The organism is Amycolatopsis kentuckyensis (genome assembly GCF_002155975.1).
Taxonomy (GTDB): domain Bacteria; phylum Actinomycetota; class Actinomycetes; order Mycobacteriales; family Pseudonocardiaceae; genus Amycolatopsis; species Amycolatopsis kentuckyensis.
Genome location: NZ_MUMI01000125.1, coordinates 26,471 through 40,463, shown reverse-complemented (window position 1 = coordinate 40,463; position 13,993 = coordinate 26,471). Strand labels below are relative to the sequence as shown.

At 73.6% G+C, this 13,993-nt stretch carries 17 protein-coding genes and 1 pseudogene; 9 read left to right on the top strand and 9 right to left on the bottom strand.

All coding sequences use genetic code 11. From position 1 onward, the window contains the following. Positions 1-48: 48 nt before the first annotated feature. Positions 49-760, top strand: a pseudogene (locus tag CCN39_RS13510) (TetR/AcrR family transcriptional regulator). Here the strand turns inward: CCN39_RS13510 and CCN39_RS13505 are convergent. Then, the gene (locus CCN39_RS13505) at positions 743-1,918 is read right to left on the bottom strand and encodes a cytochrome P450 family protein (protein ID WP_086841910.1); all 1,176 of its coding nucleotides are present in this window, start codon (positions 1,916-1,918) and stop codon (positions 743-745) included. The pseudogene CCN39_RS13510 and the gene CCN39_RS13505 sit on opposite strands and share 18 nt — an antisense overlap. Positions 1,919-2,004: 86 nt before the next feature. On the opposite strand from CCN39_RS13505, the gene CCN39_RS13500 reads away from it, so the two are divergent. From CCN39_RS13500 to CCN39_RS13480, 5 genes are read left to right on the top strand one after another with little or no spacing between them, the layout of a single operon-like run. Continuing rightward, positions 2,005-3,075, top strand: coding sequence for a TetR/AcrR family transcriptional regulator (locus tag CCN39_RS13500; protein ID WP_086841908.1), 1,071 nt, complete (start codon positions 2,005-2,007; stop codon positions 3,073-3,075). Positions 3,076-3,097: 22 nt separating this feature from the next. Continuing rightward, entirely contained in the window at positions 3,098-4,372 is a 1,275-nt protein-coding gene (locus tag CCN39_RS13495; RefSeq protein WP_086841906.1) for an RNA polymerase sigma factor, read from the top strand. Then, positions 4,369-5,133, top strand: a complete 765-nt coding sequence (locus CCN39_RS13490; RefSeq protein ID WP_086841904.1) for an alpha/beta fold hydrolase — start codon at positions 4,369-4,371, stop codon at positions 5,131-5,133. The genes CCN39_RS13495 and CCN39_RS13490 overlap by 4 nt, the downstream gene beginning before the upstream one ends. 1 nt (position 5,134) lies before the next feature. Further along, the gene (locus tag CCN39_RS13485; RefSeq protein WP_086841902.1) at positions 5,135-5,470 is read left to right on the top strand and encodes a YciI family protein; all 336 of its coding nucleotides are present in this window, start codon (positions 5,135-5,137) and stop codon (positions 5,468-5,470) included. Then, complete coding sequence (locus CCN39_RS13480; protein WP_086841900.1) at positions 5,470-5,955, top strand: GyrI-like domain-containing protein; 486 nt, start codon at positions 5,470-5,472, stop codon at positions 5,953-5,955. Before CCN39_RS13485 ends, CCN39_RS13480 begins: the two co-directional genes overlap by 1 nt. Here the strand turns inward: CCN39_RS13480 and CCN39_RS13475 are convergent. Further along, complete coding sequence (locus CCN39_RS13475) at positions 5,952-6,410, bottom strand: anthrone oxygenase family protein (protein ID WP_086841898.1); 459 nt, start codon at positions 6,408-6,410, stop codon at positions 5,952-5,954. The genes CCN39_RS13480 and CCN39_RS13475 overlap by 4 nt on opposite strands. Before the next feature lie 17 nt (positions 6,411-6,427). Continuing rightward, positions 6,428-7,249 carry a Rossmann-fold NAD(P)-binding domain-containing protein gene (locus tag CCN39_RS13470; protein ID WP_086841897.1) on the bottom strand — a complete coding sequence of 274 codons (822 nt, stop codon included), beginning with the start codon at positions 7,247-7,249 and terminating at the stop codon, positions 6,428-6,430. 82 nt (positions 7,250-7,331) lie between these two features. On the opposite strand from CCN39_RS13470, the gene CCN39_RS13465 reads away from it, so the two are divergent. Continuing rightward, entirely contained in the window at positions 7,332-8,300 is a 969-nt protein-coding gene (locus CCN39_RS13465) for an AraC family transcriptional regulator (RefSeq protein ID WP_086841896.1), read from the top strand. Positions 8,301-8,304: 4 nt separating this feature from the next. Here the strand turns inward: CCN39_RS13465 and CCN39_RS13460 are convergent, their stop codons facing one another. The 5 genes from CCN39_RS13460 to CCN39_RS13440 all read right to left on the bottom strand — a co-directional run bounded on the left by CCN39_RS13460 (position 8,305) and on the right by CCN39_RS13440 (position 11,869). Beyond that, positions 8,305-8,739: an SRPBCC family protein gene (locus CCN39_RS13460; protein WP_086841894.1), complete on the bottom strand. Its 435-nt coding sequence runs from the start codon at positions 8,737-8,739 to the stop codon at positions 8,305-8,307. Further along, entirely contained in the window at positions 8,736-9,083 is a 348-nt protein-coding gene (locus tag CCN39_RS13455) for an ArsR/SmtB family transcription factor (RefSeq protein ID WP_086841893.1), read from the bottom strand. Before CCN39_RS13455 ends, CCN39_RS13460 begins: the two co-directional genes overlap by 4 nt. Positions 9,084-9,092: 9 nt before the next feature. Continuing rightward, complete coding sequence (locus CCN39_RS13450) at positions 9,093-10,157, bottom strand: coiled-coil domain-containing protein (protein ID WP_244210768.1); 1,065 nt, start codon at positions 10,155-10,157, stop codon at positions 9,093-9,095. A 180-nt stretch (positions 10,158-10,337) separates the two neighbouring features. Continuing rightward, a complete protein-coding gene (locus tag CCN39_RS13445; RefSeq protein WP_086841891.1) occupies positions 10,338-11,528 on the bottom strand; it encodes an RNA polymerase sigma factor in 1,191 nt (396 codons plus the stop codon). Further along, positions 11,525-11,869: a YciI family protein gene (locus CCN39_RS13440; RefSeq protein WP_086841889.1), complete on the bottom strand. Its 345-nt coding sequence runs from the start codon at positions 11,867-11,869 to the stop codon at positions 11,525-11,527. Before CCN39_RS13440 ends, CCN39_RS13445 begins: the two co-directional genes overlap by 4 nt. 107 nt (positions 11,870-11,976) lie before the next feature. On the opposite strand from CCN39_RS13440, the gene CCN39_RS13435 reads away from it, so the two are divergent. Together CCN39_RS13435 and CCN39_RS13430 are read left to right on the top strand one after the other, a co-directional pair. Next, the gene (locus CCN39_RS13435; RefSeq protein WP_086841887.1) at positions 11,977-12,768 is read left to right on the top strand and encodes an alpha/beta fold hydrolase; all 792 of its coding nucleotides are present in this window, start codon (positions 11,977-11,979) and stop codon (positions 12,766-12,768) included. A gap of 9 nt (positions 12,769-12,777) precedes the next feature. Next, positions 12,778-13,812: a site-specific integrase gene (locus CCN39_RS13430; protein WP_086841885.1), complete on the top strand. Its 1,035-nt coding sequence runs from the start codon at positions 12,778-12,780 to the stop codon at positions 13,810-13,812. Position 13,813: 1 nt separating this feature from the next. Here the strand turns inward: CCN39_RS13430 and CCN39_RS50695 are convergent, their stop codons facing one another. Then, positions 13,814-13,978 (bottom strand): hypothetical protein, encoded by a 165-nt coding sequence (locus CCN39_RS50695; protein ID WP_167455070.1) that lies wholly within the window; start codon positions 13,976-13,978, stop codon positions 13,814-13,816. Positions 13,979-13,993 lie beyond the last annotated feature (15 nt).

Below are 13,993 nucleotides of genomic sequence, written 5' to 3'. Positions count from 1 at the left end.
AAGAGGTTAGCACAACTCTGTACGTCGTACGGAAATCAGGTGGGCAGAATGGCCGGCGTGCGCACGCAGGACAACGGTGACGGCGATCCACGGCGGGCGATCGAGCTGCTCTGGGGCGTCTCGGCACCCCCGCGCCGGGGCCCGAAACCCAAGCTGGCCACCGCCGACGTCGTGCGCGCGGCGGTGGCACTGGCCGACGCCGACGGCATCGACGCCGTCGTCATGCGCCGGGTCGCCGAGCAGCTCGGCGTCTCCCCCATGTCGCTCTACACCTACGTCCCGGGCCGGGCCGAGCTGCTGGACCTGATGATCGACCACGTCCACGGCGAACTCGGGACGCCCGAGGAAGGGCTCGGCTGGCGGGCGGCGCTGACCGCCATCGCCGAAGACCAGTGGGCGCTGTTCCACCGCCACCCCTGGCTGCTGCAGGTCACCACCAGCCGCTCGGCGCTGGGCCCGAACAGCTTCGCCAAGTACGAGCAGGAGCTGCGCGCGATCGACGNNCGCGCGCAGCTCCCTCGACAACGCCCGCCTGGTCCGCGCCACCGGTATGACCGACGCCCAGTGGTGGGAGCGCGCCTGGCCGGTGCTGGCCGGCATCCCGGCCGCCGACGCGGCGCACTACCCGATCTCCTCCCGCGTCGGCCAAGCTGCCGGCGAGGCCCACAACGCCGCCGAGAACCCGGCCTACACCTTCCGGTTCGGCCTCGCCCGCGTCCTCGACGGCATCGAAGCGCTCGTGTCAGAGCGCCAGCAGTAGCCGTGCCGGGCGCCAGGTGCCACCGTCGGGCGCCCGCGGGACGTCCTCGGTCAGCGCCAAGTCCGGGAAGCGCGCGAACAGCGACGACAACGCCACCTCGGTCTGCACCCGCGAGATCGAGGCACCCAGGCAGAAGTGCGGCCCGTGCGAGAAGCCCAGCTGCGCCGGCCCCGAGCGGGTGATGTCGAAGCGGTCCGGGTCGGCGAACGCCCGCGGGTCGCGGTCGGCGGCCACGATCGCCGCCGTCACCCGGTCACCCTTGCCGATCACCTGCCCGCCGATCTCGACGTCTTCACGCGCGAACCGCGGCGTGGTCAGCAGCTGCGGGCTGCAGAAGCGCATCAGCTCCTCCACCGCCCCCGGCCACAGCCCGGCGTCCGCGCGCAGGAGGTCCAGCTGATCGGGGTGCCGCAGCAGCGCTTCGACGGCGTTGGCGATGAGGTTCACCGGCGTCTGCCCGCCCAGGACCAGGTGCCAGACCAGGGTGACCAGCTCGGTGTCGCTCAGCCGGTCACCGTCCTCGGCCTGGACCCGCACCAGGTCGCCGATGAGGTCGTCACCCGGTTCGGCACGGCTGCGCGCCACGGCTTCCTTCGCACCCTCGATGATCGCCGGGATCGCCGCCGCGAAGTCCGGGCCCATCCCGCCGGCGACCGCGGCCCCGTACTCCCGCCAGCGCGGCCGGTCGGCGTCGGGAATGCCGACCAGCTCGCAGATGACGTCGATCGGCAGCGGCCGCGCGAAGTGCGGCACCAGGTCGACGACGCCGTCCTCGGCGTGCCCGGGCAGCTCGTCGAGCAGCCGCCCGGTGATCGCCGCCAGCCGCGGCCGCAGCTGCGCGGCCCGCTTCGGCGTGAACGCCGGGGCCACCAGCCGCCGCAGGCGCAGGTGCTCGGGGCCGTCCTTCTCCGACATCGTCTCCAGGTAGGCCAGGCAGTGCTCGGGGATGCCCGGCGGGCGCAGGAAGCTGCCGGAGTTCACCTCGAACCGCGCGTCGCTCAGCATCGCCCGCGCTTCGGCGTACCGGGTCAGGGCCCAGAACGGGCCGAACCCGGGGATGACCAGCCTGGCCACCGCGCCGGCCTCGCGCGCGTGGTCGTAGGCGGTGAACGGGTCGGTCAGCACCTTCGGGTCGGTCAGGTCGATCTCGGGGGTCATCCACCACTCCAGATGTTGAAATCAGATGTTCTAATCATCTCAGTGGCCACGGTATCTTGACACGCGATGGCCCGGCAAGGAGGACGATGGTCAGGCTCAGCAGGGCGGAGACCCAGGAACGCAACCGCGCGAAGGTGCTCATCGCCGCCCGCGACGAGTTCGCCCGCCGCGGCTTCCGCGAGGCGAAGATCGACGTCATCGCCGAACGCGCCGAACTCACCCGCGGCGCGGTCTACTCCAACTTCCCCGGCAAGCGCGCCCTGTACTTCGCGGTCCTGGCCGACCTCGCCGAACGCGCGCCCCGCCCCGCCACCCCGGCGGCGAACCCGTCCGCCGCCGACGTCCTGGCCGCCTTCGCCCGCGCCTGGATCGCCCGCCTCCCGCTGTCCACCGACAGCGACAGCGAGGACGCCCGGCTCGCCCGCGACCTGCTGCCCGAAGTCCTCGCCGACGAGCACACCCGCCGGCCCTTCGCGCAGCTCATGCAGGTCGACGCGATCCTGCTCGGGCTCGCCCTCGAACGCGTCCGCCCGGGACGCCGGCTCGTCCGGGTCGCCGAAGCCGCGCTCACCACGCTGCACGGCGCGAGCCAGCTCGCCGCCGCCGCACCCGGCTTCGGTGAACCGTTCCACCTCGTCACCGCCTGCGCCGCCCTGCCCCGCCTCGACCTGGCCGACGACTGGCCCGCCGAGCCGCCGATCACCACCCAGGCCCGCCCCGACGGGCAGCCGTGGGCCCCGCCGACGGCGACCGACCTGCTGACCGGCGAGTCCTTCCGGCCCGGCGACGGCGTCGTCGCCGTCCTCGGCCTGCACCGCGCCGCCGCCTTCGAAGAGGCCGTGCGCGCCGGCGCCGACGTCACCGCCGTGCTCGTCACCAGCGACCCCGGTGAACTCGCCCCGCTGGCCCGGCTCACCGTCGCCGACCTGCGCAGCTGCCTCGACCAGGCGATCGCGCCGCCGGACCGGCCCCGGCTGCGGCTGGTCTGCGACACGAGCGGCGCACTCGCGGCCGCCGCCGGCGTCACCGCCGTCAGCGACGCCACCGAGGCCGCCGTCCGCGTCGAAGCCGGCCGGATCGTCGTGCGCGCCGAAGGGTTCGGCGCCTGTCACGCCGTGGCTGTCGGTTCGGAGCCCGGCCGTTCGTCGGGAGGGTGAAACCGGCGGAAAGGAGCGGGTGGTGGACGTCGAGACCGCCGTCGCCGAGGCGTTCCGCGAAGAGTGGGGCCAGGTCGTGGCCACGCTCATCCGGATCACCGGCGACTGGGACCTCGCCGAGGAATGCGCCCAGGAAGCCTTCGCCCAGGCCCTGCGCACGTGGCCCCGCGACGGCGTCCCGGACCGGCCCGGCGCCTGGCTGACCACGGCCGCCCGCCACCGCGCCACCGACCGGCTCCGCCGCGACGCCCTCGGCGCCGCCAAGCTCAGGGAGGCCGGCCTCGTGCGCACCCACGACGAACCCGAACCCGACGACAGCGGCGTCACCGACGACCGGCTGCGGCTCATCTTCACCTGCTGCCACCCCGCGCTGGCCACCGAAGCCCAGGTCGCGCTCGCGCTGCGCACCCTCGCCGGGCTGTCCACCGCCGAGATCGCCCGCGCCTTCCTCGTCCCCGAAGCGACCATGTCCCAGCGGCTCGTGCGGGTGAAGCGCAAGATCCGCCACGCCCGCATCCCCTACCGCGTCCCGCCCGCCCACCTGCTGCCCGAACGCACCACCGCGGTGCTCGGCGTGCTCTACCTGACCTTCAACGAGGGCTACTCCGCCAGCGCCGGGCCCGACCTGCTCCGCCCCGACCTCGCCGCCGAAGCGATCCGGCTCGCCCGCGTCCTCACCGAGCTGATGCCCGACGAACCCGAAGCCCTCGGCCTGCTCGCCCTGATGCTGCTCCAGCACGCCCGCCGCGAAACCCGGATCGACGCCGAGGGCGTGCTCGTGCCCCTCGAAGAACAGGACCGCACCCGCTGGGACACCGCGTCGATCGCCGAAGGCACCGCCGTCCTGGAGACCGCGCTGCGCCGCCGCCGTCCCGGGCCGTACCAGATCCAGGCGGCCATCGCCGCCTGCCACGCCACCGCCGCCCGCGCGGCCGACACCGACTGGCCCCAGATCGCCGGCCTCTACGACCAGCTGCGCAAGCACGTCCCCAGCGCCGTCGTCGAACTCAACCGCGCCATCGCGATCGGCATGGCCGACGGCCCGGCGGCGGGGCTCGCCCTGCTGGACGCCCTCCCGCTGCAGGGCTACCACCTGCTGGCCGCCACCCGCGCGGACTTCCTCCGCCGCCTCGGCCGCGACGCCGAAGCCGCCCACTGGTACGCCGAGGCCCGCGACCTCGCCGGCACCGAAGCCGAACGCACCTACCTCACGCGAAGAATTTCGGAGCTGGTGTCGGTCCCGGGCGAGCCCGTTCGTCGGTCGGGTGGAACCCGACCACCGGAGGAAGCCCCATGACCACCCTCGCCGTTCCCGGCGCCACCCTCACCTACGACGTCCACGGCACCGGCCCGGTGCTGCTGCTGGTCCCCGGCGGCCCCGCCGACGCCCAGGTGTTCACACACCTGCGGCCGCTGCTGGCCGAAGACCACACCGTCGTCACCTTCGACCCGCGCGGCCTGTCCCGCAGCCCCTTCGACGGCGCCCCGGGCCCGAACCCGGTCGGAGACCACGCCGACGACGTGCACCGGCTGCTCGCCGAAGTCGGCCCGGCCGACGTCCTGGCCAGCAGCGGCGGCGCGATCACCCTGCTCGAACTCGTGCGCCACCACCCCGCCGACGTCGGCACCGTCGTATTGCACGAACCCCCGGTCACCCGTTACCTGCCCGCCGAAGTCCTCGACGGCCCCGACATCCCGGCGCTGTTCCGCGAGGAAGGTCTCGCCGCCGCCTTCGCCGCGTTCATGAAGATCGTGGGCGTCGACCCCGCCCCGCCGCTCGACCCCCGCGCCGAAGGCAACTTCACCTACTTCTTCGGCCACCTCATGCCCGCGACCGGCGGCTACGAGCCCGACCTCGACGCACTCCGGGCGACACCGGCGCGGCTGGTCGTCGCCATCGGCGAGCAGTCCACCGGGCTGCCGGTCCACCAGGCCGCCCTGGGGCTGGCCGCGGCCCTCGGCGTCGGCACCGAGGTGTTCCCCGGGGGCCACGGCGGGTTCGACACCGACGCCGAAGCTTTCGCCGCGCGCCTGCGCGAAGTCCTGAAAGGATGCTGACATGCAGTACCTGCTGATGATCTGCGGCGACGAAACCGCCGAAGAACACGCGAACGACGGCTGCGGCGGCTGGATCGAAGACCTCGAACGCCGCGGCAAGATCCGCGGCGGTGGCGGCCTGCGCCCGCCGGCGGAAGCCACCACGATCCGCGTCCGCGACGGCGAAGTGCTGCTCACCGACGGGCCGTTCACCGAAGCCAAGGAACAGATCGGCGGCTTCGTCGTCCTCGACTGCGCCGACCTCGACGAAGCCCTCGAACTCGCGGCCCGCCACCCCGCCGCGACCTACGGCAGCATCGAAGTCCGCCCGATGCTCGGACCGGAGGACTTCGCCTGATGCCTGCCATCGTCGAGCGGCCCGCCCAGCGGTACGTCGCCGAACGCGCCACCGTAGGCATCCCGGACTTCCCGCGGATCGCCGACCGGCTGCCACCCCTCATCGGCACCCTCGCCGCCCGCGGCGTCGCCCCGGCCGGAGCCCCGTTCTTCCGCTACCGCGTGCTGCACCCCGGCCCCCGGTTCACCGTCGAAGCCGGCATCCCCGTCGACGGCGACCACACCCCGGCCGAGCCCGCCTTCCCCGGCGAGCTGCCCGCGGGCCGGTACGTCCTCGACACCTACGTCGGCGCCCCGGACGGCCTGGCCGCCGCCACCGAGGCCGTGCTGGCCTGGGGCGCCGCCCAGGGCCTGAAGTGGGACCGCACCGACGGGCCGGACGGCGAGGAATGGGGCTGCCGCCTGGAAGTGCTGCGCAGCGACCCCCGCGAGGTCCCGGACCCCGCCCAGTGGGTCACCGACCTGCTCTTCCGCCTCGAGGACTAACCGCGCCCGGTGAGCACGGCGCCGGCCAGGCAGCCGAAACCCGCCGTGCTCACCAGGGCGCGCAGGATGTTCCAGCGCACCCATGTCGTCTCGAACGCCGCCCGCACCGCCGCGTAGTCGTCACCGCCGCGCTCGAGGGCGTTGTTCAGCGGGATGTGCACCGCCCCGGTGAGCAGCACCATCCCCGCCAGGAACACGAATCCCGCGATCACCCACGGCAGCGACGGCGCACCGAGGTGCAGGAACACCGCCACCCCGGCCAGCAGCGGCGCGCCCAGGAACGTCAGCATGAACACCGGGTTGACGATCGCGATGTTGATCCCGCGCATGCCCTCGACGAACGTCTTGTCGTCCCCGCGCGCCAGGCCCGGCAGCACCGAGCAGGCGTAGGCGTAGAACAACCCCGCGATCAGGCCCGCCGCGACCAGCGCGGCCACCAGTACCACCGTCGACATCGGTTTCCCCTTCCCCTTCACCGCGTCCAGACCCCGGTCGCCGCGGCCTCCCGCGCGAACTCGGCGAAATCCGTCGCCGGACGGCCCAGCACCCGCGCCACGTCGTGGGTGACCGATTCGTTCCGGCCGTCGAGGACGTGGGCGAACAGCTCGGTCAGCGCGCCCACCTCCGGCTCGGGCACACCCTGACGCGCCGCCGCGGCCGCGAACTCCCCGGCCGAAACCGGAACATAGCGGACATCCCGCCCGGAGGCGGCCGCAATCTCCGCGGCCGCGTCGGCGAAACTCAGCAACCGCGGCCCGGTCAGCTCGTACAGCTGCCCGGTGTGGCCGGGCTCGGTCAGCACCCGCACCGCGACGTCGGCGATGTCGCGGACGTCGACGAACGGCTCCGTCACCGTCCCGGCCGGCAGCACGATCTCGCCCGCGCGGACGGCGTCGAGAAGGAAGTGCTCGCTGAAGTTCTGGGCGAACCAGCTGCACCGCAGGATCGTCCAGCCCGTCCCGGCCGCCCGGACGATCCCTTCGCAGGCCTCGGCTTCCTCTTCGCCGCGGCCGGAGAGCAGCACCAGGTGCCGGACCCCGGCCGCCACCGCGAGATCGGTGAAGGCCCGGATGTCGCCGGCGGCTTCCGGCACCGCCAGGTCGGGGTAGTAGGTCAGGTAGACCGCGTCGGCGCCGGTGAGCACCTCCGCCCAGGTCCCGCGGTCGCTCCAGGCGAACGGCGGCGTCCCGCGCCGCGACGTGATCCGCACTGTCCCACCGCGTTCCCGCAACCGGTCCGCGACCCGGCGACCGGTCTTGCCGGTGCCGCCCACCACCAGGAAGTTCGTTGTCATGCCGGTCAGTCAAGCGGCCCCCGGTGAGACTCTCCATGGTTCAAAGCCTTGATTGCATGTTCCAGCGTCTACGATCAGGGGCATGGACCCGCTTGCCGCGCTCCTCGACGGCCCCCGCGCCCACGGCGCGTTCCTGCTGCGCTCGGTGCTGACCCCGCCGTGGGCACTGCGCATCGAAGACCGGGCACCGCTGACCGTGGTCTCGGTGGTGCGCGGCGAAGCGTGGATCGTGCCCGACGGCGGCGGCGGCGTCCTGCTGGGCGAAGGTGACGTCGCGATCGCCCGCGGCCCGGACCCGTACCTGGTCGCCGACCACCCGTCGACCCCGCCGCAGGCGCTCATCCTGCCCGGCCAGGAGTGCCGCACCCCCGACGGCGGGCACCTGAGCGCCTACGCCGACCTCGGCGTCCGCACCTGGGGCACCGGTGGCCCGGTCGTGCTGCTCACCGGCACCTACGGCATGGAAGGCGAACTCAGCAGGAAGCTCATCGCCGCGCTGCCCACGCTGATCGTCCTGCGCGCCACCCACTGGCCGACCCCGCTCGCCGGGCTGCTGGCCACCGAGATCGGCCGGGACGTCCCCGGCCAGGAAGCCGTCCTCGACCGGCTGCTGGACCTGCTGCTGATCGCCGCGCTGCGCGCCTGGTTCGACCGGCCGGACACCCGCGCCCCGGCCTGGTACCGGGCGCACGAGGACCCGGTGATCGGCCAGGCACTGCGGCTGCTGCAGCACCAGCCCGCCGAACCGTGGACGGTCGCCAAGCTCGCGGCCGACGTCGGCGTGTCCCGGGCCGCACTGGCCCGCCGCTTCGCGGCCGCGGTGGGCGAGACCCCGATGGCGTACCTGACGGGGTGGCGGCTCGCACTGGCCGCGGACCTGCTGCGCCAGCACCCGGAGACGACGATCGCCTCGATCGCCCGCCAGGTGGGGTACGGCAGCGCGTTCGCCCTCAGTGCCGCCTTCAAGCGCGAGTTCGGGGCGAGCCCGCAGCACTACCGGACCCGAACACGAGGGGCCAAGCCGGCCGCGGCTCCCCTCGCGGCGGACTGAGCCGTCACGACTTCAGTTCGTCGCCGAGCCGGTCGAGCCAGTCGCCGGTGCCCTGCTCGCGCCACTCCGGCTTCTCGGCGCCGTCGAGGTAGGTGTCCTGCTCGGTGAGCACCAGCCGCGTGCCGTCCCCTTCGGCGAACAGCTCCACGGTCGTCGTCGAAACGGTCGCGAGCCCGTCGTCGCCGCTGAGCGTGCCGGTGAAGACGATCCGCTGCTCGGGCACGATGTCGTGGTAGGTGGCGACGAAGCTCAGCACGCCACCGGCGGGGGTGCGGCCTTCGACGGCTTCCCGGCCACCGGCGCGGAAGTCCAGTTCGTGCTCGCCCTTCGAGACGAACCAGCGCTTCTTCGCCGCCGGGTCGGCCCAAGCGGCGAACACCCGCTCCGGCGGCGCCGGGTAGGTGCGCTCGAGGCTGAACGTGCTGTGCAAAACGGTCATGACGTGCTCCCTTCCGCGGTCTCCGGGCCGGCGAGGAAGTCGCCGAGCCGGTCGAGCTTGCTCTCCCACGCGGTGCGCTGGCGCCCCAGCCAGTGCTCACCCGCACGCAGCGCCTCCGGTTCGATCCGGCAGGTGCGGACTCGGCCGACCTTCTCCGACCGCACGATCCCGGCGGTCTCCAGCACCTGCAGGTGCTGCACGACGGCGGCGAGCGACATGGTCAGCGGCTCGGCCAGCTCACTGACCGACGCCGGGCCGTGCACGAGTCGCTCCACCAGTGCCCGCCGCGTCCGGTCGCCCAGGGCGCGGAACACCAGGTCCAACGACTCCTCATGGTTAAGCACCTACTTAAGTTAACCCCGTGGCAGCCAACGGTCAAGTAACTGCTTAAGTGTTTCGGGGAGCTCGGGTGTGCCGCGCAGGGTGGTGAGCACGCCGGCCAGCTCACGTTCGGCGGTGTCGGCCCGGCCGGCCGCGGTACGCAGTTCGGCGCCGAGGTTGGTCGTGGTTTCGTGCATCGACCGGACGGTCTGTTCGTGCGCCGCCTGCATCTCGGTGAGCCGCTGGTCGAACCCGGTGCGGGCCCGGTCGAGGGCAGCTTCGTGGGCCGCCACCGCCCTGGCGTGGTCGTCGCGAGCGGCGTTGAGCGCGGCTTCGTGGGCTGCTGTCGCCCTGGCCTGGTCTTCGCGGGCCCGTTCCTGGACGGCATCGGCGCGCGCGGCGGCGGCCTGAGCGCGGCCGCGTTCTTCCTCGAGCGCGGTCCGGGCGGCCGTCAGTTCGGCGGTCAGCGTGGCGATCACCGCGGCGCGTTCGCCGGCGAGGGCGGCGGAAGCATCGGCCCGATCGGCCACCCGCGCGAGCTCGTCGCGGACCGCGGCCAGCTGCCCTTCGGCCCGCTGCTGCTCCTGGACCGCAACCCGCCGGGCGGCCCGCTCCTCATCCCGCTCCCCGAGCGCGCCCGCTTTTTCCCGCTCCGCCGCGGCCGCCTCGGCAACGGCGGTCTCGGCGACGTCGCGGGCCTGTGCGGCTTCGGCTTCCGCGCGGCCACGCTGCCGGCGGTGGTCGTCGGCCTCGGCCAAAGCCGCGTCCCGTTCGGCCAGCGCGGTGGCGGTCGTCGCCTCGAGCTGGTGGCGCAGCGTCGTGAGGGTCTCGACGAGCCCACGGGCCGGTTCGAGCACCCGGTCCACCTGGCCGGCGAGCGCGGTGACGGCGGTGTCGTCCAGCTCCGTGTCGCTCTCCCGCAGCGACTCGGCGTCCGCGAGCACAGCTTCGGCGTCCCGGCAGCTGAGGTTGCGGCGGCCCCAGGTTTTCCCGTCCTGGCAGAACCGCGCGCGGCTCCCGCGCCCCACCGCCGGTGGCAGCGGCGCTCCGCACCTCCGGTACTCGCATACCCGCACCTGACCAGCGTCTTCCGTCATGGCACGCACCCTATCAAAGCTTCTGATTAGAACCAGAAGCAACTGTTCAAAATCAGAAGATAGATGATGACGGTTTTGAGTTCGGATAAGGTCACATATCCCAACTCAGAATCAGGTGGATGAGCGAGGGGCCGACAAGGGCCGGAATGGGGGCCGGAAAAACTAGGACCCCCCGAAATGTCAACTCAGGGTTGACGCGCGCTTCCGTTCCAGGAGAGCGCGCTCCGCCGCGTTGCGGGTGAGCTCGATGGCCGCCGCGTAAGCCGCGGCCGCCTCCTCCCGGCGGCCCACCCGCGCCAGCAGGTCCGCCCGGATCGCGTGGAACAGCGGGAACCGCGGCAGCTCCAGGCGCTCGACCAGTTCCAGCGCCACGGCGGGGCCGTCGACCTCGGCGACCGCCACCGCCCGGTTCACCGCTACCACCGGCGTCGGCGTGTGGGCCAGCAGCTGGTCGTACAGCGCCTTGACCTGCGCCCAGTCCGTGGGCGCGTCGCTGTGGACGGCCTGGATCGCCGCCTGGATCTGGTACGGGCCCGGTTGGTTGCGGCGCAGGCAGCGGCGGACGATCTCCTGGCCCTCGGCGATCAGCCCGGCGTCCCAGCGCGACCGGTCCTGGTCGGCCAGCAGGACGACCTCGCCGGACGCGGTCGTGCGCGCCTCGCGGCGGGCGTCGATCAGCAGCATCAGCGCGAGCAGACCCCACACCTCGGGCTCGTCGGGCATCAGCCCCGCCAGGACGCGGGTGAGCCGGATCGCCTCGCGGCACAGCTCGGCACGCACCAGCTCCTCCCCCGCGCTGGCCGCGTACCCCTCGTTGAAGATCAGGTACAGCACGGCGAGCACCGCGGCCAACCGCGCGGGCAGGTCGGCGTCCCGCGGGACGCGGTACGGGATACCCGCGTCCCGGATCTTGTTCTTCGCCCGGACGATCCGCTGGGCCATCGTCGGCTCGGCGACCAGGAACGCGGCCGCGATCTGGGCCGTGGTCAGCCCGCCGAGCAGCCGCAGCGTCAGCGCGACCTGCGCGGGCCGGGCCAGCGCCGGGTGGCAGCAGGTGAAGATCAGCCGGAGCCGCTCGTCGGGCACGGCGCCCTCCTCCACGGGCTCGGTTTCCGCGTGCAGCAGCGCGGCCTGAGCGTGCTTGTCCGCCCGGGCGGCCTCGCGGCGCAGCCGGTCGACGGCGCGGTTGCGGGCGGTGGTGATGATCCAGCCCGCCGGGCTCGGCGGGAGCCCGGCCGAGGGCCACCGCCGGACCGCCTCGGCGAACGCGTCCTGCACGGCCTCCTCGGCGACGTCGATGTCGCCGAAGACCCGCACGAGAACCGACACGGCCCGGCCGTACTCCGCGGCGAAGACCTCCTCGACCCTCATCCGCGGAAGGGGCGCACCTCGACCGGCAGCGGCGCGACGGCGTCGGCGAGCCGGCCGCCCCAGGTGAGCGCGGCGTCGAGGTCGGGCGCGGTGATGATCGTGAACCCGCCGAGGTGTTCCTTGCCTTCGGTGTACGGGCCGTCGGTGACGAGGGTGTCGCCGTCGGCGGCCCGCAGCACGGTGGCGCTCGACGGCGGGTGCAGCCCGCCCGCGAACACCCACGCCCCAGCGGCCTTGAGGTCGGCGTTCAGCGCGTCGAGCTTGCGCACGATGCCGTCCAGGACCTCCGGCGGCGGGGTCGGGCCGTCGGGCTGGTAGATGCTGAGCAGGTACTGCTTCACGTCGTCCTCCTCGGATCGGGCTTCCGACGCTGATACGAACGGCACCCGCGTGGATCGACAGTCACCCGGCACGGATTCTCCGTGGGCGCCACTGCGAGGATCAAGGCGTGAAGGTCAACGCCTCCGACCACGAGACCACGGTGACCGCTCGCGGCACCCGGGGACCCGCCGTGCTGCTCGTCCACTCCCTCGGCCTCGACCGCCGGATGTGGGACCCGGTACTCGACCGCCTCGCCGAAGGCCGCCGGGTGTTCGCCTACGACGTGCGCGGGCACGGCAGCGCCGCCGCGGCGCCGCTGCCGTTCACCATGGCGGCCACCGCGGCCGACCTCGTGGCCGTGCTGGACGCGCTCGAACTGGACACCGCCCACGTCGCCGGGCTGTCGCTGGGCGGGGCGATCGCGCAGACCGCCGCCGTCGCCGCGCCCGGGCGCTTCGCATCGCTCACGCTGATGGCCGCACCGGACCGGCCGGTGCCCGAGGCCTTCGAGCAGCGCGCGCGGCTCGCCGAAACCGACGGCATGACCGCGCTCGTCGCGCCCACGCTGGAACGCTGGTTCACCCCGGAAGCACTCGAAGCCGACACCGACGAGGTGCGCTACGCCCGCGAATGCGTCGCCTCGTTCGACCCGGCCACCTGGGCGTCGATCTGGCGCGGCTACGGCGGTCTCGACGTCTACGAACGGCTTCGCGATTTCCTGGCACCGGCGCTGGCGCTCGCCGGCGACGCGGACGCGTCGATCACGGTCGAGGGCATGGCGGCCATCGCCGGCCGAATCGGCGGTGGCGCGAAGTTCGAGGTCGTGACCGGTGCTCCGCACATCCAGACGCTGGAACGTCCCGGCGAGGTGGCCGACGCCCTGGACCGGTTCCTGCCCGCGGAGATCGACATCCCGTAACCTCGGCGCGTGCCCGAGCTGGAACCGGTGACCGACGCCGCGCTGAGCGCCCGCGAACGGCTGGCGCTGCTGGACGAGGCCGCCGCCCGGCACGTCGACGAGCAGCGGCCGCCCAACACGCTCAAGGCCTACGCCCAGGACTGGCAGGTCTGGCAGGACTACACCGCCGAAGCCGGGATCCCGCCGCTGTCGGCGACGATCGGCGCGCTGACCGGGTTCGTCGTGTGGCTGGAACGCGGCCGCACGCTGCGGCCGGACGAACGGGCCGTGCCCGAAGTCCCCGAACGGGCCGCCCCGGCGGCGCCGTCGACGATCGAGCGGCGCCTCACCGGCGCGCTCGCCGGGCTGCGTCACCACAAGGTGATCGTCGACCCCGAAGCCAGCCGCGCCGCGTGGCGGGCGTTGAAGGGATATCGGCAGCGGCTGGCGCGGGAGGGCGTCCAGCGCGGCCGCGGCAAGGCCACCATGGTCACCCTCGCCGACCTGCGGGCGATGTCGCGCGCGTGTCCCGACACCCTGGCCGGCGCGCGCGACCGGGCGATGCTGCTGATCGGCTTCCCCATCGCCGCGCGCTGCTCCGATCTGGCGAACCTGCTGGTCACCGACGTGCAGCCGGTCGACGACCGGGGCTTGGCGGTGACCGTCCGGCACGGCAAGAGCACCGGCGACATGGTCGTCCCGCGGCGCGAGAACGCCGACACCGACCCGGTGCGGGCCTGGCACGCCTGGCGCTCGGGCGCGGGCATCACCGAAGGGCCGGCGTTCCGCCGCGTGGATCGGCACGGCAACGTCGGCGAGCCCGCGTTGAGCACCACCGGCGTCAACCAGATCCTCACCCGGGCGGGTGTGCGCGCGGGGCTGCCGTACCCGGTGACCGGGCACTCGCTGCGGTCCGGGTTCGCCACCGAGGCCCGCCGGGCCGGGGCCGACGACCTCGCGATCGCCGATCAGGGCCGCTGGGTGCGCGGCAGCCGGGCGCTGTACGAGTACATCCGCCGCGTCGACCAGTGGAACGACAACGCGGCGGGCGCACTCGACCTTTGAGTCACGGCGCCGAGCGGGTCGCGCCGACGACTTCGCCGTCCCAGCGGGCGAGCCAGCTGCCGCAGACGCAGCGCACGTAGTCGAGCCGGGGAGTGACGGGCTGCGCCGCGGCCGCCGGGAGTTCGGCGAGCGGCCAGCCGCAGCGGGGGCAACGGTTCCGGTCCATGCCCCGATCGTGCTG